This is a genomic window from Sulfurimonas sp. HSL1-2 (assembly GCF_039645565.1).
In the GTDB taxonomy this organism is placed as follows: Bacteria; Campylobacterota; Campylobacteria; order Campylobacterales; family Sulfurimonadaceae; genus Thiomicrolovo; species Thiomicrolovo zhangzhouensis.
In genome coordinates this window covers 2,013,637-2,033,721 of the sequence record NZ_CP147914.1, presented here as the reverse complement: position 1 = coordinate 2,033,721, position 20,085 = coordinate 2,013,637, and the positions used below count along the sequence as shown (strand labels likewise).

Annotated in this window: 22 protein-coding genes; 17 read left to right on the top strand and 5 right to left on the bottom strand. The window is 58.6% G+C overall.

Annotated features, from left to right (window positions below; all coding sequences use genetic code 11):
* Positions 1-76: 76 nt before the first annotated feature.
* Genes WCX18_RS10425 through panB form a run of 4 tightly spaced genes read right to left on the bottom strand, consistent with a single transcriptional unit; the run spans position 77 to position 3,146 of the window.
* The gene (locus WCX18_RS10425; RefSeq protein WP_345987554.1) at positions 77-1,129 is read right to left on the bottom strand and encodes an AI-2E family transporter; all 1,053 of its coding nucleotides are present in this window, start codon (positions 1,127-1,129) and stop codon (positions 77-79) included.
* A 9-nt stretch (positions 1,130-1,138) separates the two neighbouring features.
* On the bottom strand, positions 1,139-2,149 hold the full coding sequence (ruvB, locus tag WCX18_RS10420) for a Holliday junction branch migration DNA helicase RuvB (RefSeq protein WP_345987552.1): 1,011 nt from the start codon (positions 2,147-2,149) through the stop codon (positions 1,139-1,141).
* A 2-nt stretch (positions 2,150-2,151) separates the two neighbouring features.
* A complete protein-coding gene (locus tag WCX18_RS10415) occupies positions 2,152-2,343 on the bottom strand; it encodes a hypothetical protein (RefSeq protein ID WP_345987551.1) in 192 nt (63 codons plus the stop codon).
* 11 nt (positions 2,344-2,354) lie between these two features.
* Positions 2,355-3,146, bottom strand: coding sequence for a 3-methyl-2-oxobutanoate hydroxymethyltransferase (gene panB, locus WCX18_RS10410; RefSeq protein ID WP_345987549.1), 792 nt, complete (start codon positions 3,144-3,146; stop codon positions 2,355-2,357).
* Between the two features lie 174 nt (positions 3,147-3,320).
* On the opposite strand from panB, the gene trpA reads away from it, so the two are divergent.
* The 9 genes from trpA to WCX18_RS10365 all read left to right on the top strand — a co-directional run bounded on the left by trpA (position 3,321) and on the right by WCX18_RS10365 (position 14,116).
* On the top strand, positions 3,321-4,064 hold the full coding sequence (gene trpA, locus WCX18_RS10405) for a tryptophan synthase subunit alpha (protein ID WP_345987547.1): 744 nt from the start codon (positions 3,321-3,323) through the stop codon (positions 4,062-4,064).
* Positions 4,065-4,388: 324 nt separating this feature from the next.
* On the top strand, positions 4,389-5,654 hold the full coding sequence (purD, locus tag WCX18_RS10400) for a phosphoribosylamine--glycine ligase (protein ID WP_345987545.1): 1,266 nt from the start codon (positions 4,389-4,391) through the stop codon (positions 5,652-5,654).
* Between the two features lie 3 nt (positions 5,655-5,657).
* Complete coding sequence (locus WCX18_RS10395; RefSeq protein WP_345987543.1) at positions 5,658-6,107, top strand: RDD family protein; 450 nt, start codon at positions 5,658-5,660, stop codon at positions 6,105-6,107.
* Complete coding sequence (gene lptD, locus WCX18_RS10390) at positions 6,070-8,259, top strand: LPS assembly protein LptD (protein WP_345987541.1); 2,190 nt, start codon at positions 6,070-6,072, stop codon at positions 8,257-8,259. Before WCX18_RS10395 ends, lptD begins: the two co-directional genes overlap by 38 nt.
* Positions 8,256-8,897: a phosphoribosyltransferase gene (locus WCX18_RS10385; protein WP_345987539.1), complete on the top strand. Its 642-nt coding sequence runs from the start codon at positions 8,256-8,258 to the stop codon at positions 8,895-8,897. Before lptD ends, WCX18_RS10385 begins: the two co-directional genes overlap by 4 nt.
* Complete coding sequence (locus WCX18_RS10380; RefSeq protein ID WP_345987537.1) at positions 8,898-11,075, top strand: polyribonucleotide nucleotidyltransferase; 2,178 nt, start codon at positions 8,898-8,900, stop codon at positions 11,073-11,075.
* 29 nt (positions 11,076-11,104) lie between these two features.
* Positions 11,105-12,361, top strand: a complete 1,257-nt coding sequence (locus WCX18_RS10375) for an AAA family ATPase (protein WP_345987535.1) — start codon at positions 11,105-11,107, stop codon at positions 12,359-12,361.
* 147 nt (positions 12,362-12,508) lie between these two features.
* Positions 12,509-13,699, top strand: coding sequence for a MopE-related protein (locus WCX18_RS10370; RefSeq protein WP_345987533.1), 1,191 nt, complete (start codon positions 12,509-12,511; stop codon positions 13,697-13,699).
* 12 nt (positions 13,700-13,711) lie between these two features.
* The gene (locus WCX18_RS10365) at positions 13,712-14,116 is read left to right on the top strand and encodes a hypothetical protein (RefSeq protein ID WP_345987531.1); all 405 of its coding nucleotides are present in this window, start codon (positions 13,712-13,714) and stop codon (positions 14,114-14,116) included.
* Positions 14,117-14,136: 20 nt separating this feature from the next.
* On the opposite strand, the gene WCX18_RS10360 is transcribed toward WCX18_RS10365, so the two are convergent.
* On the bottom strand, positions 14,137-15,084 hold the full coding sequence (locus WCX18_RS10360; protein WP_345987529.1) for a hypothetical protein: 948 nt from the start codon (positions 15,082-15,084) through the stop codon (positions 14,137-14,139).
* Between the two features lie 67 nt (positions 15,085-15,151).
* Here WCX18_RS10360 and WCX18_RS10355 point away from each other — a divergent pair, with 67 nt between their 5' ends.
* The 8 genes from WCX18_RS10355 (at position 15,152) to WCX18_RS10320 (ending at position 20,085) form a co-directional block, all read left to right on the top strand.
* Positions 15,152-15,592, top strand: a complete 441-nt coding sequence (locus WCX18_RS10355; RefSeq protein WP_345987527.1) for a phosphoribosyltransferase family protein — start codon at positions 15,152-15,154, stop codon at positions 15,590-15,592.
* A complete protein-coding gene (locus WCX18_RS10350) occupies positions 15,585-16,079 on the top strand; it encodes a hypothetical protein (protein WP_345987525.1) in 495 nt (164 codons plus the stop codon). Before WCX18_RS10355 ends, WCX18_RS10350 begins: the two co-directional genes overlap by 8 nt.
* Positions 16,067-16,813: a TerB family tellurite resistance protein gene (locus tag WCX18_RS10345; protein ID WP_345987523.1), complete on the top strand. Its 747-nt coding sequence runs from the start codon at positions 16,067-16,069 to the stop codon at positions 16,811-16,813. The genes WCX18_RS10350 and WCX18_RS10345 overlap by 13 nt, the downstream gene beginning before the upstream one ends.
* 104 nt (positions 16,814-16,917) lie before the next feature.
* Complete coding sequence (locus WCX18_RS10340) at positions 16,918-17,205, top strand: hypothetical protein (protein WP_345987521.1); 288 nt, start codon at positions 16,918-16,920, stop codon at positions 17,203-17,205.
* The gene (gene kdsA / locus WCX18_RS10335) at positions 17,202-17,999 is read left to right on the top strand and encodes a 3-deoxy-8-phosphooctulonate synthase (RefSeq protein ID WP_345987519.1); all 798 of its coding nucleotides are present in this window, start codon (positions 17,202-17,204) and stop codon (positions 17,997-17,999) included. The genes WCX18_RS10340 and kdsA overlap by 4 nt, the downstream gene beginning before the upstream one ends.
* A 36-nt stretch (positions 18,000-18,035) precedes the next feature.
* Positions 18,036-18,506, top strand: a complete 471-nt coding sequence (gene ribE / locus WCX18_RS10330; protein ID WP_345987517.1) for a 6,7-dimethyl-8-ribityllumazine synthase — start codon at positions 18,036-18,038, stop codon at positions 18,504-18,506.
* A complete protein-coding gene (gene nusB / locus WCX18_RS10325) occupies positions 18,506-18,913 on the top strand; it encodes a transcription antitermination factor NusB (RefSeq protein ID WP_345987515.1) in 408 nt (135 codons plus the stop codon). The genes ribE and nusB overlap by 1 nt, the downstream gene beginning before the upstream one ends.
* A gap of 122 nt (positions 18,914-19,035) precedes the next feature.
* Positions 19,036-20,085: a dehypoxanthine futalosine cyclase gene (locus WCX18_RS10320; RefSeq protein WP_345987513.1), complete on the top strand. Its 1,050-nt coding sequence runs from the start codon at positions 19,036-19,038 to the stop codon at positions 20,083-20,085.

Here is a 20,085-nt window from a genome sequence, read left to right as displayed (position 1 = left end):
CGGCCTTGACAGAATGGACGGATTGTCACAGGCTGCGCTTAACGCTTAACGCTTAACGCTTAACTCTGACTGCTATTCAACTGATATCCGTCGCCCGTTCGCTGATCGCGTTTTTGCGTTCCACCAGCGTCAGCAGCGCCATGAAGAAGGCGGTGATGGCGGGACCGAGGATCATGCCCCAGAACCCAAAGCTCGTCAGTCCGGCGATGATGGCAAAGAAGATGATGAGCTCGTTGCGCTTGGTCTCGGTCGTGGAGAGTTTGCTGTCGATGCTCTTGATGATCACCGGTTTGATGAAGGTGTCCGCGATCACGGAGATGACGATGATCGTATAGAGTGCGATGAAAACGGCGCTGCCCGTATGGCCGACGGAGAGTTCGTAGAGGGAGAAGGGGACCCACATCAGGGCGCCGCCGACGACGGGAATGAGCGAGGCGAATCCGAACAGAATGCCGAAAAGCAGACCGTTGTAGCCCATAAAACTGACGGCGATCCCGAACAGCGCCCCCTCCAGGGCCGCGGTCAGCAGAATGGAGTAGAAGACGATACTCATCACCGAAGAGACCTCCGAGCCCAGCAGGGCCGCATCATCGGGCGGGAGGTTGATGACATGTTTGAAATAGGCTGCGAGCCGCTGGCCGTAGAGGTGCGCGAAGAAGTAGAAGACGATAATCATGAACGCGTTCTTGACAAAAGAGGCGCTGATACTGCCGATGGTGCCGGCGTAGGCGAGCGCTTTCTTCGTCAGATCGGCGGGGTCGTACGAGGTGATAAAGTCCGAGACGTGGGTCCTGGAGCGCCCGGAGAATCCCGGCGCACGCTCTACAAGCTCCTGCAGGTAGTCCATGACCGATTCGAGGCTCGCAGGGTCGAAGTGCTGCAGGTAGATGGTGATCTTGGCGAGAAAGTAGCCCAGCGGTGCGAAGAAGAGCAGGGCCATCACGAGTGTCGAGAGGGCCGCCGCCGCGAGAACCGATCCGGACCACTCCCGCAGCCGCCGTTTGAACGAGAAGGTCGAAACGGCGAGCAGGGAGGCGATAAGGATGCTCATCAGGTAGGGGCTGTAGAGCAGGTACATCCAGTAGAGCGATGCCGCGAGCAGGATGGCGAAGATCGTCTGCGGCTTCACGGCGCGATCCTAGAAGAGCCCGCTCTGTTCGGCGGGCGGGGTGAGCCGGAGCACATCGTAGCACTTGGGCGTGGCGACGCGCCCCCGGGCCGTACGCTCCAGGTAGCCGTTGGCGAGCAGGTAGGGCTCCAGGACATCCTCTATGGTCCCTTCATCCTCGCTGAGCGCCGCGGCGATGGTACTGAGCCCCATGGCCCGTCCTTTGGCCTGGACCAGCAGCTCCAGCAGCCGCAGGTCCATCTCGTCGAAGCCGTGGGCGTTGATGCCCAGCTCGTTCAGGGCGTAGGCGGTGCGCTCATGTGTGATGGTGGTCTCATCGGCGACGTCGGCAAAGTCCCGGACCCGGCGCAGCAGCCGCAGGGCGATCCGCGGCGTTCCCCGGGAGCGGCGGGCGATCTCCAGCGCGGCGTCGTGCTTGATCGGCTTGCCCAGCTTTTCCGCCGCCTGCATGATGATGCGTGCGAGCTCTTCGGGGTGGTAGAAGTTCATACGGAAGTTCATGCCGAAGCGGTCGCGCAGGGGGTTCGAGAGCATCCCGGCCCGCGTCGTCGCCCCGATCAGGGTGAAGCGGGGCAGGTCGATCTTGACCGTCTGGGCCGCCGGGCCGCTGCCGATGATGATGTCGAGGCGGAAATCTTCCATACTGGGGTAGAGGATCTCCTCGACGGCGGGGGAGAGGCGGTGGATCTCGTCGATAAAGAGGATGTCCCCCTCCTCGAGGTTGGTGAGGATGGCGGCCAGGTCGCCGCTCTTTTCGATCATCGGGGCGGCGGTGACCTTGATGCTGCTGCCCATCTCGTTGGCGATGATCAGCGCCAGGGTGGTTTTCCCCAGCCCGGGAGGGCCGAAGAAAAGGGTGTGGTCCAGGGCTTCGCCCCGTTTTTTGCTCGCTTCGATGAAGACGCCGAGATTCTTTTTGATCTGTTCCTGGCCGATGTAATCCTTCCACCCCTCGGGGCGCAGGGAAGTCTCCACCGTCTCCTCGGCGCTGAATTTTTCGATCTCTACGATACGTTCCATCGTTACTGTCCCTCCGGATATTGTTCCGCAGCTTTGTACTCTTGATAGGGCTGGTCGTGCTGCGCCTCGCAAGCGCGCCGCTCATCGGGGCTGGTGATATTGCGGCAGTTCTGTTTGGCGATGTCATGCGCCATGTCGTAGCGCATTTCATTGGAGCAGCCGGAGGCCAGTACCCCCAAGATGAGTACAGACACAGTTTGAGGGATCAATACGTATGCTCCTCTGCCGGGAAGGTGCGCGCCGCGACCTCTTCCTTGTACTGCGTGACCGCCGCTTTGACCGCATCGGCACCCTGCATGTACTGCTTGACGAATTTCGGTACGAAGGGCTCATAGAGGCCGAGCATATCGGAGAAGACGAGCACCTGCCCGTCGACGCCGCTGCCCGCACCGATACCGATGACCGGGACCGATACGGCTTCCGCGATCCGCGTCGCGACCTCGGCTTTGACCCCTTCGACGACCATACAGAACGCCCCGGCCGCTTCGACGGCTTTGGCGTCCTCGATCAGGGAGAGGGCATTTGCCTCGTCTTTGCCCTTGACCTTGTAGCCCCCCTCGCCGCGGACCGCCTGCGGCAGCAGGCCGATGTGGCCGCAGACGGCGATGCCGTTGGCCGTGAGGTGGGCGATGATACCGGCTTTGTCCCGGCCCCCTTCAATCTTGACCGCGTCGGCACCGCTCTGCTGGTAGACGGCGATGGCGTTCTCCAGGGCCTTTTCGGCCGTCGTATAGGTGCCAAACGGCATATCGCAGATGACGAAGGTGCCCGGCGCCCCGCTGCAGACGGCTTGGGTGTGGTAAATCATCTGTTCGAGCGTGGCGCTCAGTGTATCCGGTTTCCCGGCGAAACTCATGTTGAGCGAATCCCCCACCAGCAGAATGTCGGCGATGGGGTCGAAGAGGCGTGCGAAGAGGGCGTCATACGCGGTGATCATCATCAGCGGGGTACCGCCTTTGGCATTCCGGATGGCACCGACGCTCAGCTTTTTGGCCATTGATTGCTCCTGCGGGCATGCCGGAATAGGGGGGATTCCCCTCTCCGGTGCCCTAGTCAATTGAGAGCGATTTTATCCAAAAATGCTACAATTGCGGATAAATATGGCAGGCCGCCGCCCCGTTGCAGGGGGCGCAAGCGCCCGGGTACGGGCGATACGGCAAAAGGGTAATCGGTGGAAAAACAACTGGTGGGCTACATTACGACGGGCTATCCCGATAAAGATTTTACGATCGACCTTGCACTCTCCCTGGGAGAGAACGGTGTCGATTCGCTCGAACTGGGTATCCCCTTTTCTGATCCCGTCGCCGACGGACCGGTGATCGAGGCGGCGAACTACGTCGCGCTGGAGAACGGTTTCCGTTTCAAAGACGTCCTGGACGTTTCCCGGGCCGTGGCACCCCGTGTCGATACCCTCTGGATGGGCTATTTCAACCCCTTCTACCAGTTCGGGATGGAGAACGTCCTGCGCGAGGCGAACGATCTGGGCGTCACCGGCCTGATCGTCCCGGACCTGCCGCATGAAGAGGCTGTCCTCTATGCCGACGCCTTCGCCAAACACCGCATCAGCAACATCGCCTTCGTCGCGCCGACGGATACGGACGAACGGATCAAAACGGTCGTCGGTTCGGCACAGAAGTTCATCTACCTTGTCGCCTACGCCGGGATTACTGGGGCGGGCAAGAGCGAAGATCTCGGCGGGGTCGTCGCTTCGATCCGCCGCCACACGCAGACCCCCGTCTACGTCGGTTTCGGTGTCAACGAGCAGACGGCAAAGGCGAAGGCGGAGGGCGTCGACGGCGTCATCGTCGGTTCTGCGTTTATCAACGTGCTGCTGCGCGAGGACCTCTCTTTTTCCGAAAAGATCAACCACTGCTGTGCGATCGCGAAAACGATCAAAACCCGCATCAACGAATAGGGAAATCACCTCCCGTTTTTTAGCCCCTCTTTATGGCGTATCGGCTATAATTTGACTAGCAGCCTGGGTGGTGCGAGCTCTCGCATTTCAGGGGGTTCTACATATCTATACTATGGATGGGGTAGTCGCTTTTGTGTGCCGGTGATCTCGCTGGAGGGCGCAAGCCCGAGAGACCGCCGCCTGATGAAGCGCTCAATCCGTATTTTTTTGGCTTTGAGAACCAAAGCTATCTTGCGGAACGGCCACTCGGGTTTCTCTCTCCGTTCTCATTCAAGAAGATGCCGTCTTTTTGAATGAAAACAGACAGATAAGGATCGGCAGAATATGAATGTAATGGTAATCGGCAGCGGCGGACGCGAATTTGCGATCGGGCGTGTCCTGGCGCAGGACGAAGCGGTTGAGAAACTCTATTTCGCACCGGGCAACGGGGCGACGCCGATGCTGGGCGAGAACGTCGCGATCAAGGATTACGACGCGCTGGCGGATTTTGCGATTGCGAACAGTATCGAGCTGACCATCGTCGGGCCGGAAGCGCCGCTCACCGAAGGCGTCGTCGACATCTTCAAGGCGAAGGGGCTGACGATCTTCGGCCCCTCCAAGGCGGCGGCGCAGCTCGAGGGCTCCAAGGTCTATATGAAGAACTTCCTTGCCAAGTACGGCATCCCGACGGCACGCTACATCGAAACGGGCCATATCGAGACGGCTTTCAAGTTCATCGAGACCCTGCCGACGCCGGTCGTCGTCAAAGCCGACGGCCTCTGCGCGGGCAAGGGCGTCATCATCGCAGCGACCCACGACGAGGCGAAAAAAGCGGCCTCGGAGATGCTCAGCGGAAAGGCCTTCGGCGACGCGGGGAAGAAGGTCGTTATCGAGGAGTTCCTCGACGGCTACGAACTCTCCATGTTTGCCATCTGTGACGGGGAGGACTTCATCCTCCTGCAGGCGGCGCAGGACCACAAGCGTCTCCTTGACGGCGACCAGGGGCCGAACACGGGCGGGATGGGTGCCTACGCGCCGACTCCGCTCGTCAACGACGAAATCTACGAGAAGGTCAAGGAACGCATCGTCCGCCCGACGCTCGACGGGATGCAAGCGGAGGGGGCGCCCTTCGAGGGGGTCCTCTTCATCGGCCTGATGATCGTGAACGGCGAACCGATCACCCTGGAGTTCAACGTCCGTTTCGGCGACCCGGAGTGCGAGATCCTGATGCCGCTGCTGAGCTCCCCGGCAAGCGAACTCTTCTACAAAGCCGCGACGAAGCAGCTCGATACCCTGGATGTGAAGTTCAAGAACGAATACGCCGTCGGCGTCGTCATGGCGAGCCGCGACTACCCCTACAGCAGCAGCGAGCCGGCGGAGATCGTCGTCGACGAGATCGTGCATACGGAGCTGGCAGAGCATTCGCACATCGCCTATGCCGGTGTCAGCGAAGAGGACGGCAAGCTCTTTGCGACAGGCGGGCGCGTCCTCGTCTGTGTCGGGACGGGGGCAAGCATCCGCGAGGCCCGCGACCGCGCCTACCTGCTCTGCGGCCAGGTCCACTTCGCCGGCAAAAAACTGCGCACCGATATCGCATACCAGGCCCTCTGACCCGTGAACGAGACGATCGAAACGCTGCTGCACCGGTACGAACTGCACCTGGCTTCCATCCCGAAGCGTGCCGTGGCGTTTCTGATCGACGAGCTCCTGCTGAGCCTGCTGTTCACGATCATGCTCTGGGGTCCGATCTCCAAGGCGGAAGATATGGAGACGTTCCTGTTTGTCACCAACGCCTACGCCCTGGAGTACCTGGGGATGAAGGTCTTCTACCAGACGCTCTTCGTCGCCCTTTACGGGGCGACGCTGGGGAAGATGGCGATGCGCATCCGTGTCGTGGCCGTGGAGGACGGCGGGGTCCCGGGCTGGCTGCCGGCATTCAACCGCGCCGTCTTCCGCATCCTGAGTGAAATCATCTTCTACCTCGGCTTTATCTGGGCGATGTTCGACCCCAACAACCAGGCGTGGCATGATCGCACCGCCCGCACCGTCGTTGTCGATGCTTAGGCTCTTTCTCCTTCTTACGCTTGTGTTGACCGCGCTGCGGGCGGAAAACCAGATTGAATTTTTTGCAACCCGGCTCGATTCGAACCAGAGCGTCGTCCATGCCAGCGGGGATGTGCTTGTCCTCTACAAAAGCTACTACCTCAGTGCCAACGAGGCCTACTTCGACCGCAACAGCAGCACGCTGGAACTCTTCGGCAATATCGTTGCGATGCAGGGGTCGGACTATTTCGCGATGGGGGACTACGCCAAGCTCGATGTCGCCACGAAGAGCCGGGAGTTCTCCCCGTTTTTTATGCTCGACCGCCATACGAATGTCTGGATGAGCTCCTCGCGTTCGGGCGCGGAAGACAAGGACTTCACGGTAGAGAAGGGGATGGTGTCGGGGTGCGACCCCAACGACCCGTTCTGGGTGCTTTACTTCTCCAGCGCCGATTTCGACAGCGAATCGCGCTGGATGAACGTCTATAACGCCTACCTGAAGATCTACGGCATCCCCGTCTTCTACTTTCCCTATTTCGGCTACTCGCTGGACAACCGTCGGCGCAGCGGTCTGTTGGTCCCGTCTTTCGGGGTCTCCAGTACGGAAGGTTTCTTCGTCGAACAGCCCGTCTACATCGCCATCGACCCCTCCTGGGACGTGGAACTGCGGCCGCAGATCCGCACGGAGCGGGGCGAGGGGCTTTACGGGAAGTTCCGTTTTGTCGATTCGAACGTCTCCAAGGGGTCGTTAAACGCGGGCTACTTCCAGGAGAAATCCTCCTATGTCGATACCTACGACCTGGCCAACTCGAACCATTACGGTTTCGACTTTTTCTATACCAACACGGCGGTGCTGCAGCGCTGGCTCGGCCTGGACCTTCACGGACAGTCGGGGCTCTATGCCGATATCAAGTGGATGAACGATATCGACTATATCAACCTCTCATCCAACGATACCGTCAACTACGCGACGTCAAACCAGGTGCTTTCCCGGGTTAACCTCTTCTACAACGAGGAGAATGCCTACTACGGTATGAACCTGCGCTACTACCTCGACCTGAACAAAAAGAGCAACGCCGACACGCCGCAGAACCTGCCGATCCTGCGCTACCACCGCTATATCGACACCTTCCTGGACGAACACGTTTACTACACCTTCAATCTCCGCGGGAACAATATTTTCCGCGAAACGGGGATGCGTGCGGTCGAGGGGGAAGTGGACCTTCCGGTCACGCTGCAGACCTCCGCGCTGGAGGATTACCTGCTGCTCTCCTACAGTGCCCGTCTCAACGGGAAATACATCACCTTCGGGAACGAACCGACGAGCGTATCGGCGATCACGACGGGCGGGATGTACGAAACGGGGCTCTTCGGCCGGATCTACCACGTCTTCGATGCGGGCACGCAGGTGACGAAGGCGTTCGACGGATTCAGCCACACCGCGGGGCTGGACCTTGCCTATACCAAGGCCGGCGTCGATGACGCGGCGGGCTATTATGAGACCCAGCAGTCGCTCTGCACCGGGAGTGATGCAGCGCTCTACCCCGAGTGCGATTTCTACGCCGTCAACGAGATCGAAGAGGCGCTGGACCTCAAATTCAGCCAGTTCTTCGTCAATGACGAGGGGGAGCAGGTTCTCTACCACCGCATCTCGCAGCGCTTCTCCTTTGACCGTTACCAGGATCAGCTCAGTGAGCTGGAGAACGAGCTGGACTGGCAGCTGACGCCGGAACTCTCGCTCTACTCCGATGTTTTTTACAACTATGATTACCACCGCGTCTCCAAGACGCTCAACGGCATCCGCTACAGCGATGATGCGTTCAACGTCGGTGTGACGGACCTCTATGAAGACCAGCCCGATGCTAACGGCACCAGCCGGGTCAATTACCTGACGTTTGATGCCGTCTACCGCTATAATGACCACTACCGCTATTTCGGGCGCTATGCTTATGATCTGGAGACGAATACGAAGAAGCTCTCCGAGATCGGCTTTGACTATACGAAGCGCTGCTGGAAGTTCGGGATGCGCTACGTCGAGAACAACCGGCCGATCCTGACCAATGCCCAGACCGATTCGGTGCTCGAGAAGTATGTCTATTTTACCGTTGAGCTCCGTCCGATCGGCGGCACGGAGGTGAACTATAAACTCAGCGATGTACTGGATGGTTCATGATGATACTGTTTGAAGATAGAAAGGCGGCCGCTTCGGCGCTCAAGGAGCTGTTGCCGCTGGCACAGATGCAGCGCGAGTCGTGGATACTCATTGCCGTATCCGAAGGCGGCGTCGCGCTCTGCCAGGAGCTCAACGGCCGGATGAAACTGAAGATTGACTGGCTGATGGGCGAATCAATCATGGCGCCCCACAACCCAGAGTGCGAACTGGGGCGGGTGAGCGAGATGGAGGAGATCGTCATCAACGACGACCTCGTCAAAGCGTTCGGCGTGCAGTACGACTACGTCTACGGCGAGGCGCGCCGCAAGCATGAGGAGAAGATCCTCTCGAAGATCTACCACTACCGCAAAGGGCGCCCCCTCACGAGTCTTCGGGGCAAAAACGTCCTGCTGGTCGACCAGGGATCGGAGAGCGGGCTGAAACTGATCTGTGCGATCAAAACGGTGCTTTCGCGTTCGCCCGACGCCCTCTTTGCCTGCGCGCCGGTACTGCCCAAAGAGGTCTATGCTTCCATCGAACCGCTCTGCGACGCGCTCTTCTGCCCGCACGTGCTGGAGGATTATATAGAAACATCATGTTATTATTCACAATTAGAAGATGTTTCGGATGAAATGATTATCAAGATACTAGGGGACTAAATGGATTATGATGTACTGGTAGCCGTCGAGAACAGGACGGAAGAGTATGCGCTTACAAGCGTGGCCCGTCAGGCAAACGGAAGCGCATGGCTCAAGGCCGGCAACACGGTCGTCCTGGCCACTGTCGTCATCGACGAGACCGAATTCGTCGAAGAGGGCTTCCTGCCGCTGACGGTACAGTACATCGAGAAGTCGTATGCCGCGGGGAAGATTCCGGGCGGATTCATCAAACGCGAGAGCAAACCGAGCGATTTCGAAACGCTGACCTCGCGTATTATCGACCGCTCCCTGCGTCCACTCTTTCCCAAAGGGTTCGCCAACCCCGTCCAGATTACCGTGATGGTCCTCAGCGCGGATGAAGATGCCGACCTCCAGGTGCTCGGTCTCAACGCCGCCTCGGCGGCCCTGTATGTCTCCGACATCGATATCGACATCCCGGTCAGCGCCGTGCGTGTTGCGAAGGTTGACGGAGAAGTCATCTTCAACCCGACCCTGCCGCAGCTCAAAAACAGCACCCTTGACCTCTTTCTCGCGGGAACGCAATCGGACCTGCTGATGATCGAGATGCGTGTCCAGGGTTCGGTAGAGACGGAACTGCTCGATACGATGATGGTCGACCCCCTTGTCGATCCGGCTCTCGCCGCCGAGACGATTGCCCGCTACCGCAGCAACGCGATGGGTGAAGATGATTTCATCGTCCTGCTCTCCGAAGCGCAGCAGCTGCTGGCGACGGCGAACGTCTCCTACGCGAAAGCCTTTGCCCCGTTCAAAAAAGAGACCTTCAAACTGACCTGCATCGCCGCGGAGCCCGACGAGCATCTGATGGCGTATGTCAGGGAGCAGCACAGCGGCGACATCGCCGCGGCGATCGCTCAAATGGCGCGCACGGAGCGTTCAACGGCCCTGCGCAACCTGCGCAAAAAGATCCTCGATGCCGAGCCGGAGTATGACGAGCACGCCCTCAAAAAAGCGATCGAAGCGGTCAAACGTGAGACGGTCCGCGCGCAGATCCTGCAGACGCAGAGCCGTGCCGACGGCCGGAAGCTCGACGAGGTGCGTCCGATCAGCATTCTGACCAACGTCCTGCCCTCCGTCCACTCCTCCTGTCTCTTTACACGGGGCCAGACCCAGGCCCTCGTGACACTGACCATCGGCGGCAACAAAGACGCCCAGATGTACGAGGACCTCACCGACAGCGCTGCGCAGTATGAAAGTTTCATGGTGCATTACAACTTCCCGGGCTTCAGCGTCGGGGAAGCTTCTCCGGTCCAGCCGCCGCGCCGCCGCGAGCTGGGACACGGCAACCTCGCCAAACGCGCCCTCGAACCGGTACTGGAAGCCCCGGGGCAGACGGTGCGCCTCGTTTCCGAGATCCTGGAATCCAACGGTTCCTCCTCCATGGCGACTGTCTGCGGCGGCTATATGGCGCTCAAAGCGGCGGACCTGGAGACGACCGACCCGATCGCGGGCGTGGCGATGGGGCTGGTCAGCGAAGGTGACCTGCACATGGTCCTGACCGACATTACCGGCCTTGAAGACCATGACGGCGATATGGACTTCAAGGTCGCGGGTTCCAAAGAGGGGATCACGGCGCTGCAGATGGACATCAAGCTCGGCGGCATCTCCCTGGAGCTGCTCAAAACCGCGCTCTACCAGGCAAAGGCGGGGCGGGCCCATATCATCGACATCATGGCCGACGCGGAGCACAAGATCGAACTGAGCGACGAGCTGCCAGGCAGCGACTTCTTTAGCATTGATCCCGAACGTGTCGCCGACGTCATCGGCCAGGCGGGCAAGACGATCCGCGAGATCATCGAGAAGTTCGAGGTCGCGATCGACATCGACAAGAAAGCCGGCAACGTAAAGGTCACCGGAAAGAACCGCGAAGGGGTCAAGGGGGCGCGCGAGCATATTGAGCAGATCGTCTCCGTGCCGAAACTGGAAAAGCCCGAATACCATGTCGGCGATATCGTCAAGGGGCGTGTCAAGAAGATCGTCGATTTCGGTGCCTTCATCGAACTGCCCGGCGGTGTCGACGGCCTGCTGCACATCTCCAAGATCTCCGATTCGCATGTCCGCAACGTCTCCGATGTCCTGAGCGAAGGGGACGACATCGACGTCGAGATCCTCGAGTTCAAGGGCAGCAAGATCAGCCTCGGCCGGGCACCGGCCCTCTAAACACCCTCAGGGCTGCGCGGCCCGAACGTATGGAAACCACGTCACTCTCTGCACTGCTCTCCACGCTGCAATCCGGACAGAACCTTTTTCTCACCGGCGGGGCCGGGACCGGAAAAACGACCCTGACACGCCAGATCATCGCCGCGTACGGCGCCGAAGGCAAAAAGGTTGCCAAGCTCGCCTCGACGGGGATGGCGGCAGCCCTGATCGGCGGTCAGACCCTGCACAGTTTTTTCGACCTGGGCATCGCGGACAGTGAAACGGACCTTGAACGCCGGGGGAAGCTGATCCCCAAGAAGAAGATCGTCAAGCTGGTGCGCGCGATGGACCTCATTGTCATCGACGAGATTTCGATGGTGAGTGCCGAGGTACTCGACATGGTCCGGCTGCGGCTGCTGCAGTGCGGTTTTGACGGCGTGCTCCTGGCGGTGGGGGATTTCCTGCAGCTGCCGCCGGTGACCAGGGGCACGATCCGTTTTGCGTTCGAGGCCCCCAGCTGGAGCGCGTTTGCATTCGAGACCGTGACGCTGACGCACAACTGGCGCAGTGAGGATGCCGAATTCAACAGCATCCTGAACGCCGTGCGGCATGCCTGTGTCGGCGAGGAGGAACATCGTTACCTGCATGAGCTGATCAAGCCGACGGGCGATGATCTGTCAAACTATACCTTCCTCTACGGTACGAACCGTTCCGCCTTCGAACATAACCGCGAGCAGCTTGATGCGGTGGATGGGGACCTTTATGCTTTTGAAACCCAGAGCGTCTGCCATGATACCAAGGCCCAGCCGCGGGAGGTGCAGCGTTTTATGGAAGATGCCCGTATCCCTGAAATACTGGAACTGAAAATCGGGGCGCCGGTCCTCTTTACGCGCAACAGCTGGAACTACGTGAATGGCGAACGGGGGAGTGTCGTCAAACTCGAGCAGGATGCGGTTTCTGTCCGTAAAAGTGACGGCACCGTGGTGAAGCTCGAACGCGTGGGCACGCAGAAGAGCCGATGGGAAGAGCGCACCGTGGAGCAGGATAAGCAGATGGTCGAAGTGCCCCTCATCACCCTCTACCAGTTCCCTATCGTGCTGGCTTTTGCCATCACCATCCACAAATCACAGGGGATGAGTATTCCAGATCTTGTCATCGATACCACGGAGATCTTCGCCCCATCGCAGTTCTATGTCGCCCTTTCGCGCGCCGTCTCCCCCTATACACTCATACTGAAACAGCCCCGTGTCAATTGGGCAAACCTCGCCTTTGTCCACCCCAAAGCACTGGCTTTCGTAACTGCCTGATTTTTCAAAATAAACTATTATTTTTAATTATATAATGCAATTGAATTTTAACAGCTAGTTGTTTTCTGCGCCGTTAAGCAAAAGGCAGTGCATTGTAAGATGGTTTTAATTCACGTTTTTCCCTGTTATTAGTATGAGAAGGAGGGAATGATGAAAACAATGAAAGAGAGAGGAATTGTTCTACTTGCCGTGATGGCCCTGATGGCCGGGGGCTGCAAGGTCGCGAGCGAAACGGATGCCAGCACAGGCGGGGGCGGCGGCGGGGGCGGCAGCGTTGTTATCGCGGCCTTCCCGACGGCCGTCGACGGCTTTGAAGGCAGCTCAGGGGATAATGCCCCGAACCATCCCAGCAGTACGCTGGTCGATCAGGGGCTTCAAACGCGTACCATCTATCCGCAGGGGGATGAGGACTGGGTACAGGTGGCCCTGGAAGCGGGGAAGACCTACGAAATTTTTGCCACCAACCTGAACTATACGGCCGATACCGTTATCGAACTCTATAAATCTGACGGGACGACATTGGTGGCTTCGAATGACAATTTTCTTGACTTTGACAGCAATATCGAACAGGTGCCGATTACACAAGCGGGCAATTACCTGATCCGTATCTACTCCTACTATCCGTACGATACGGCCAGCTACCAACTCGGGGTCCGGGTGTTTGTCGACGGTGACAATGATGGCTACTCCGCGACGTATGATTGCAACGACAGCAACAATGCCGTCTATCCCTATGCAACCGAGATCGCCGGTAACGGGATTGATGAGGATTGTTCGGGGGCGGATGCCCCCTCGGGGAGTGACGGTTTTGAGCCTGACGGCACGCTTGGGGGCGCGACAACGATCTACAACACGGAAGGTGCGGTCGGCGAAATCATCTATCACCATACGCTCTATTCCCTGGCCCATACGATCGATCCCGGCAGTGACACCGATTATTACAAAGTGACACTTCCGCCGTATGGCGCCGCCTATATCGTGGATGACTCACAGGGACCCGCCGGGATTGCGATGGCGCTGCTTGATGACGGCGGTGCACCGCTCGGGATTACCGGAGTGAAAGGAGCCGGCGGTTACATCGAGATGAGTACGCCCGATGCCGGAGCGATTGCAGCCGCCCAGACCTACTATCTCGAAGTCGTCTCCGGAGACGGGACGTCGACGACCTGGTATGCCCCGGCAATGATCCCTATCGGGACGGACAGTGACGGTGACGGGTTCTACACGAAAGACTGGTCTCCCGACTGCGACGACACGAACGATCAGATCTTCCCGGGGGCGACGGAACGTCCGCTGGACCCGAAAGACTGGGACTGCGACGGAGACCCGACATCATAGGGAGGAGCAATTATGCGCTGGATCGTTTTGTCGACAGGGATAATGGCACTCGCCTTTTTGGCCGCGGGAAGGATGGACAGGCATCCGAACAGACCGGTTGACGGGAAACTGAGTGTGCCGACCATGCTGGAAATGGCGGTGAAACCCGTTCCGGGGTCAAAGGAAGCCTCGGAGGGGGCGGTGATGACAGCGTTGCCCTCCGATGTTCCTGCACTTTCTGACGAGGAGAAAGCCTATAACCGTCTTGTCGCTACCGAGCGGCGCATCGAACGTCAACGGGCACGGGTCGCCTATATCGAGGCCCGACGAGAATGGCGCAGGGCACTGAATGCGGCCAGGAGCAGCGGCGACGCGGAGGCGCTGAAGCGTATAGAAGCGCTGGAACCCGTTCGTGAAAACAGGTTGGTGCAGGAATAGGGTGTTCGTCGGGCGAAGTATCAGAAGCCGAGCGTATGGAAAATCCCTTCATCCCGGATACGCTTCTTCAACCCCTCTGCCGTCTGGCGTCTGGCGTCGGTGAAGCTGTGGGATGATGCCGCTTCAAGGAATAATTCGTTCCGGGCGAGCTTCTCCCCTTTGGCAACAGACTCCAGCCGCAGTCGCATCGTGACCTGGAAAAGCCCGTTTCGCCGCTCCTGCTGGCTGTCGGCATGCATCAGGAGCAGGCCGATGCGGTTGCCTGTCGGCAGCATCCCTTCGGCACGGAGCGCCTTCTCCATCGTATCGACGTAGACGATGCCTTCCGCATCGCTGATCACGTTGACGGCGACACCGAATTTGAGGGTGTTGTACGCTGAATCTATCTGCTCGACAAAAGCATGATAGGGTTTCGTATCGCTGCCGGGGTCGGCCGTTTCAAGGAGGAATACCTCTGCGAGCAGCATCGGGTTCTCCTCGTGGGCAGCCCCCAGTTTCCCCAGCTTTTGGAAGAGGGGGGCGTTTTCATCGGTCTTGGCCTGCTGTTCGAGCGTTTCGCGGTGCGCTTTCAGCCGGGCATCGATCTGTGACGCGAAAACGGCCCGCGGCATGGTAATCAGGACCGCGTGATCCTCGCCCATTTCCGCCTCCTGCTTGAGGGTGACATCGGGATAGTCGATCTCCTGCAGGACCCGCTCCATGGCCTTTGCAATCGCTTGACGCTCGTTGACGTCCCGGATGTGCTGACCGAGAGGAAGCTGGGCTCCCTTGAGCATCGTCGCCGCAATATTGCCGATGGCGGAAAGAAACGCCTCCTCTTTGCTTTTGGCGACCGAGACACCGTACAGTTCCGTCGCCGTCGGTGCCGGCGGATGCTCGACCCAGGAAGGGACTTCGGGGGTCTGTGGTGTGAGGCATCCCGAAAAGATGATGGTGAAAAACAGCAGGATCAGTAAGTTGAAACGCATGAAACTCCCTTTCGTGTCATGGTATCAACGGAAGGGTAAAGGGGGGCTTTAGTGGTATAATGCGGCCATGTATTTTTACAGCTATGAGGCTTTTGAAGCGGATATGCGTTCCCTGCTGCCGGAGTGCCGCGCGTATGCACCGGATCTGATCGTGGCGCTTGCCCGCGGCGGCATGATGGGGGCGCAACTGCTCGGATACGGTCTGGATGTTCGCAACATCGCCCTGCTGCGGGTGGCTTCATACGATGATGATGCCCAGCGTGAGGGGGTCACCATCGAGGGGGATTGCCCCGAGGGGCCGGTACAGCGTATCCTGATCGTTGACGATATCGTCGACTCGGGCAAAACGTTGCAGCAGGTCAAAGCGTATCTGCAGGAACGCTTCCCGGTCAGTACGATCAAATGTGCTGCACCGTGGTACAAACCTGCTGCCTGCGAGCAGCCCGACTTCACCTGCCGGGAAGCGACGGAGTGGATCGAGTTTTTCTGGGACCGCTTCAGTGAGTAGGGGTCTGGCGTGGCTGCAGTATCTGCGTACGCTCTCGCTGGCATTTCGCGTGATTGCGTTTGAAAAGACGGATGATGCGGCCCTGGTCATCTGGGGGGCGTTGACGGCATTTGTCACGCTCCTCTGCTTTGTACTTTCCACGGCGGTAGGGATCTCGGCCCTTGTTGGCATGGGGCTTCTCTGGTTCGCCGTACGCGGCTGGGCCCGCCGAAACCGCTACCGTCTGATCCGCACGGCCGACCGGGTGGAGTTCGCGGATATGGACACGGCGGACGATGATTACCGGCAGGGGTTCAGCACCGGGGTGGTCCTGCGCCGGCTGGACCCGGACGATGTCAAACGGACCGGTGAATACGATGCGGAGCTGATGGCGGGGAACCGATGGTTTTTTGTGGTCACTGCACCAGAAAAAACGCTCATCGTGCCGTGTGAGCGGGTCGTTTCCATTGAAATCGATACGGGGGAGGAACAGCGTTGGGATCACTGATCTTTTACCTGGGCGTCGGCCTCTTTTTGATGTGGGTTTTCCGAAGCTACGGCCGTTATCAGTACCGCACGAACGCGGCGGGGCGTGCTCCCCTGCATTCCGAGGCGCTGCGCAACTCCGAACTGGGGCTTTTTGTCGCGCTGATGGCAAAGGTGGCCAAGGTCGACGGCCGGGTTGATACCCTTGAAGCGGAACTGATAGGCAACACCTTTACGGACATCGCCAACACTTTCCCCAATCACGAAGCGGTGCGTGAGGAGCTCAAAGCGATCTTCAACCGTGAAAAGGAGCAGCGCTTCAATGCCGATGCGATCGCACAGCGTCTCGCCTATGCCACGGTGCACCATCCGCAGCAGCGGCTCGGGATGTTCTCTTTCCTCGTCAATCTTGCCTTTGTCGACGGCGAGCTCAGCCACAGCGAAGAGAACCTGCTGATAAAGATTGCGGCCTTTTTGCAGATTGCGCCGGAGCAGGTCGAGACGATCATGGCGCAGTTCGCGCAGATCTACAAAACGGGCCCGACCCGTACCGGACTGAAAGAGGCCTATGCCCTGCTGGGCGCAGCAGAGGGTGAATCGATGGAGAGCATCAAGAAAAAGTACCGTGCGCTGGTGAAACAGTACCACCCCGATCTCATGAAAGCCAAAGGCGCGGACGAGGCGTATATGGCTGAAGCAACGCAGAAGATGCAGCAGATCAATGCTGCCTATGAAACGATCAAGGCCTCCCGCTAGAGATGGGGTCTATTGCGGGAACACCATACCGGGTTTGTTAACAACCTCTGGTATAATCCTAATTATTTTCGGCGGCTCGGCCGTGACACGCGAAAGGAGAAATCATGGATGAATCATGGCTTTATCCGGCGACGATCGTCGTCCTGTTGATTCTGGCGTACATGCAGTGGCAGATCAACGCCAAGAAAACGATGATCCTGATCCTCGTTGTTTTGGGCTATATCATCTATTCGCATGAAACGGGGCATTCGTTGACGGAGTTCCGTGAACAGGCTGTTGAGGACTTTGACAAAGCGGTCGGTAACAGCAAATACAAAGAGCGGGTCGTCTCCCCGGCGATGCGGCCTGTCGAAGCGAGAGAGATGCTTGACGGTAACGGGAGCAGTAAATGATTCTGATGTCAGGCCCCTGCGTTATTGAAAGCGAGGCTTCGCTGTTCCGCATTGCCGAAGCGCTGCAGCCCTATCATGAGGATGCACGCTTCGACTTCTACTTCAAGGCGAGCTTTGACAAGGCGAACCGTACCTCGCTTGAAAGCTACCGCGGGCCGGGGCTTGAGGAGGGACTTCGTCTGCTGCAGAAGGTGAAAGAGACCTTCGGGTACAAGATCGTTACCGACGTACACGAATCCTACCAGGTGGCACCGACGGCGGAAGTTGCCGATATTATCCAGATCCCCGCTTTCCTTTGCCGCCAGACCGACCTGCTGGTGGCCGCGGCCGAAACGGACCGGATCGTCAACATCAAAAAGGGGCAGTTCATGAACCCCGCCGACATGCGTTATTCGGTGCTCAAAGTCCTCAAAACCCGCGGCTGCGATGAGGTGAGTTACGAGAACGCACAAAAGCACAAGGTCCTTCTCACCGAACGCGGTTCGAGTTTCGGATACGGCAACCTTGTCGTCGATATGCGTTCCCCGGTCATCATGCGCGAATTCGCGCCGGTCGTCTTTGACGCAACGCACTCGGTACAGATGCCCGGCAGCGGCGGCGGCAAGACCGGCGGCGACAGTTCGATGGTGCCGTACCTGGCCAAAGCGGCCGCGGCCGTCGGTGTCGACGGGTTCTTTTTCGAGACCCATTTCGATCCCGCTTGTGCCCTGAGCGACGGTCCCAACATGATTACGCTCGACGGCTTGAAGCAGCTGACAGAGACCCTGCTGGCGATCGAAGCCTGCAGCCGTTAGGCCTGACAGGATATCTACAAAGAAGGAGAAAGAAAGATGAAAATCATCGAAGGAAAGCTGCAGGTACGTCCGGGCAAGAAAGTCGCCATTATCGCGGCACGTTTCAACCATCTCATCACCGACCGCCTGGTCGAAGGGGCCAAAGATGCCTATGCACGCCACGGCGGTGAGGAAGCGGAGCTGGACCTGGTCCTGGTTCCGGGCGCGTTTGAACTGCCGATGGCAACGGAACGCCTGCTCGCCACGGGCAAATATGACGCCGTCTGTGCACTCGGTGCCGTCATCCGCGGCGCTACTCCGCACTTTGATTACGTCTCGGCGGAAGCAACGAAGGGGATTGCGACTGTGTCACTGAAATACGCCAAACCGGTTGCCTTCGGTCTGCTGACGACCGATACCATCGAGCAGGCGATCGAGCGTGCCGGTACGAAGGCGGGGAACAAAGGGTTCGAGGCCATGACGACGGTCATCGAAATGCTGAACCTTTATGCGGAGATCGAAGCGTAATGGCGACACGTCACCACGCCCGTATGGCGGTCGTCAGTCTGCTGTATGCCTATGACCTTGGGAACGGTGCAATTGCCGATCATACCGATGAGATCCTCGAAGAGAAAAAGATCCGCAATAAGCAGAAGGATTTCGCCCTGACGCTTTTTGACGGGGTGATGGCCCATCTCGAAGAGGTGGACACGGCGATTGTCAAACACCTCAAAGAGTGGGACTTCGACCGCCTCGGCTCCATCGAGCGGGCGACGCTGCGCCTGGGTGCCTATGAGGCGCTCTACAGCGATCTGGACTCCGCCGTCGTGATCAACGAGGCGATCGAAGTCGCCAAAGCGTTCGGTACGGAGCAGTCTCCCAAGTTCATCAACGGCGTTCTCGATGCGATCGCCAGAGAAAAAGCCGCTTCCTAAGTCCCGCCCGCGCTTAAAACAATCTTTTTAAAGTTTCCCGCTTCTTTAGCCGGGGGCGGAACTGAATCCTGGGCCGGTTATACTGCGTTCCAGGAAAAAACGTACGAGAGAATGGAACCATCATGAGCAGACTCACAAAAGAAGAAGCGGTTGATCTGATCCGCAATGCCGATCTCAAGACCCTCGGAAAACTCGCAACTGCCCGCAAAAAAGAGCTGCATCCCAAAGGGGTGACGACCTTTGTCGTCGACCGCAATATCAACTATACGAATATCTGCTGGGTCGACTGCAAATTCTGTGCCTTCTACCGTCATGAGAAGGACGAAGACGCCTATGTCCTCACCTACGACGAGATCGATGCCAAGATCGAAGAGCTGCTGGAAATCGGCGGGACGCAGATCCTTTTCCAGGGCGGCGTCCACCCGAAGCTGAAGATCGAATGGTATGAGGATCTCGTCGAGCATATCCATACGAAATACCCGCAGATCACCATTCACGGCTTTTCGGCCATCGAGATCGAGTTTATCGCCAAGGTGTCTCGTATCAGCGTCGAGGAGGTGCTGACCCGTCTCAAGGCAAAAGGGCTCTCTTCCATTCCCGGCGCAGGGGCGGAGATCCTCAACGACCGTGTGCGCGATATCATCGCGCCGCGCAAGATCGATGCCGACGTCTGGATCGATATCCACCGCAAGGCGCATAAACTCGGCATCAAGTCCACGGCGACGATGATGTACGGGACGATGGAGACGGACGAAGAGATCGTCGAACATTGGGATATGGTCCGCCGCCTTCAGGATGAGACGGGCGGTTTCCGCGCCTTTATCATGTGGTCGTTCCAGGGAGAAAATACGAAGCTGCTCGCGGAGTTCCCCGACATGAAAAAGCATTCGGCGAACCGATACCTCCGCCTGCTGGCGGTATCGCGCCTCTTTCTGGACAATGTCCCGAACCTGCAGAGTTCCTGGGTGACCCAGGGACCTTATATCGGGCAGATGGCGCTGCAGTTCGGCGCGAACGACCTGGGATCGACGATGATGGAAGAGAACGTCGTCCGCAGTGCGGGGGCGGGCTTCCGCATGGCCAAAGAGGAGATGGTCCGTCTGATCCGCGACATCGGCGAGACCCCGGCGATCCGGAACACGGCGTATGAAACCCTGGAGCTTTTTGCGTGA

Bases quoted from the DNA above. Each gene is read 5' to 3' on its own strand.
- WCX18_RS10380 (WP_345987537.1), top strand. From the start codon at position 8,898: ATGGATTATGATGTACTGGTAGCCGTCGAGAACAGGACGGAAGAGTAT.
- WCX18_RS10370 (WP_345987533.1), top strand. From the start codon at position 12,509: ATGATGAAAACAATGAAAGAGAGAGGAATTGTTCTACTTGCCGTGATG.
- nusB (WP_345987515.1), top strand. From the start codon at position 18,506: ATGGCGACACGTCACCACGCCCGTATGGCGGTCGTCAGTCTGCTGTAT.
- WCX18_RS10340 (WP_345987521.1), top strand. From the start codon at position 16,918: ATGGATGAATCATGGCTTTATCCGGCGACGATCGTCGTCCTGTTGATT.
- purD (WP_345987545.1), top strand. From the start codon at position 4,389: ATGAATGTAATGGTAATCGGCAGCGGCGGACGCGAATTTGCGATCGGG.
- WCX18_RS10320 (WP_345987513.1), top strand. From the start codon at position 19,036: ATGAGCAGACTCACAAAAGAAGAAGCGGTTGATCTGATCCGCAATGCC.
- WCX18_RS10375 (WP_345987535.1), top strand. From the start codon at position 11,105: ATGGAAACCACGTCACTCTCTGCACTGCTCTCCACGCTGCAATCCGGA.
- ribE (WP_345987517.1), top strand. From the start codon at position 18,036: ATGAAAATCATCGAAGGAAAGCTGCAGGTACGTCCGGGCAAGAAAGTC.
- panB (WP_345987549.1), bottom strand. From the start codon at position 3,146: ATGGCCAAAAAGCTGAGCGTCGGTGCCATCCGGAATGCCAAAGGCGGT.
- WCX18_RS10385 (WP_345987539.1), top strand. From the start codon at position 8,256: ATGATGATACTGTTTGAAGATAGAAAGGCGGCCGCTTCGGCGCTCAAG.
- lptD (WP_345987541.1), top strand. From the start codon at position 6,070: ATGATCGCACCGCCCGCACCGTCGTTGTCGATGCTTAGGCTCTTTCTC.
- kdsA (WP_345987519.1), top strand. From the start codon at position 17,202: ATGATTCTGATGTCAGGCCCCTGCGTTATTGAAAGCGAGGCTTCGCTG.
- WCX18_RS10360 (WP_345987529.1), bottom strand. From the start codon at position 15,084: ATGCGTTTCAACTTACTGATCCTGCTGTTTTTCACCATCATCTTTTCG.
- ruvB (WP_345987552.1), bottom strand. From the start codon at position 2,149: ATGGAACGTATCGTAGAGATCGAAAAATTCAGCGCCGAGGAGACGGTG.
- WCX18_RS10355 (WP_345987527.1), top strand. From the start codon at position 15,152: ATGTATTTTTACAGCTATGAGGCTTTTGAAGCGGATATGCGTTCCCTG.
- WCX18_RS10365 (WP_345987531.1), top strand. From the start codon at position 13,712: ATGCGCTGGATCGTTTTGTCGACAGGGATAATGGCACTCGCCTTTTTG.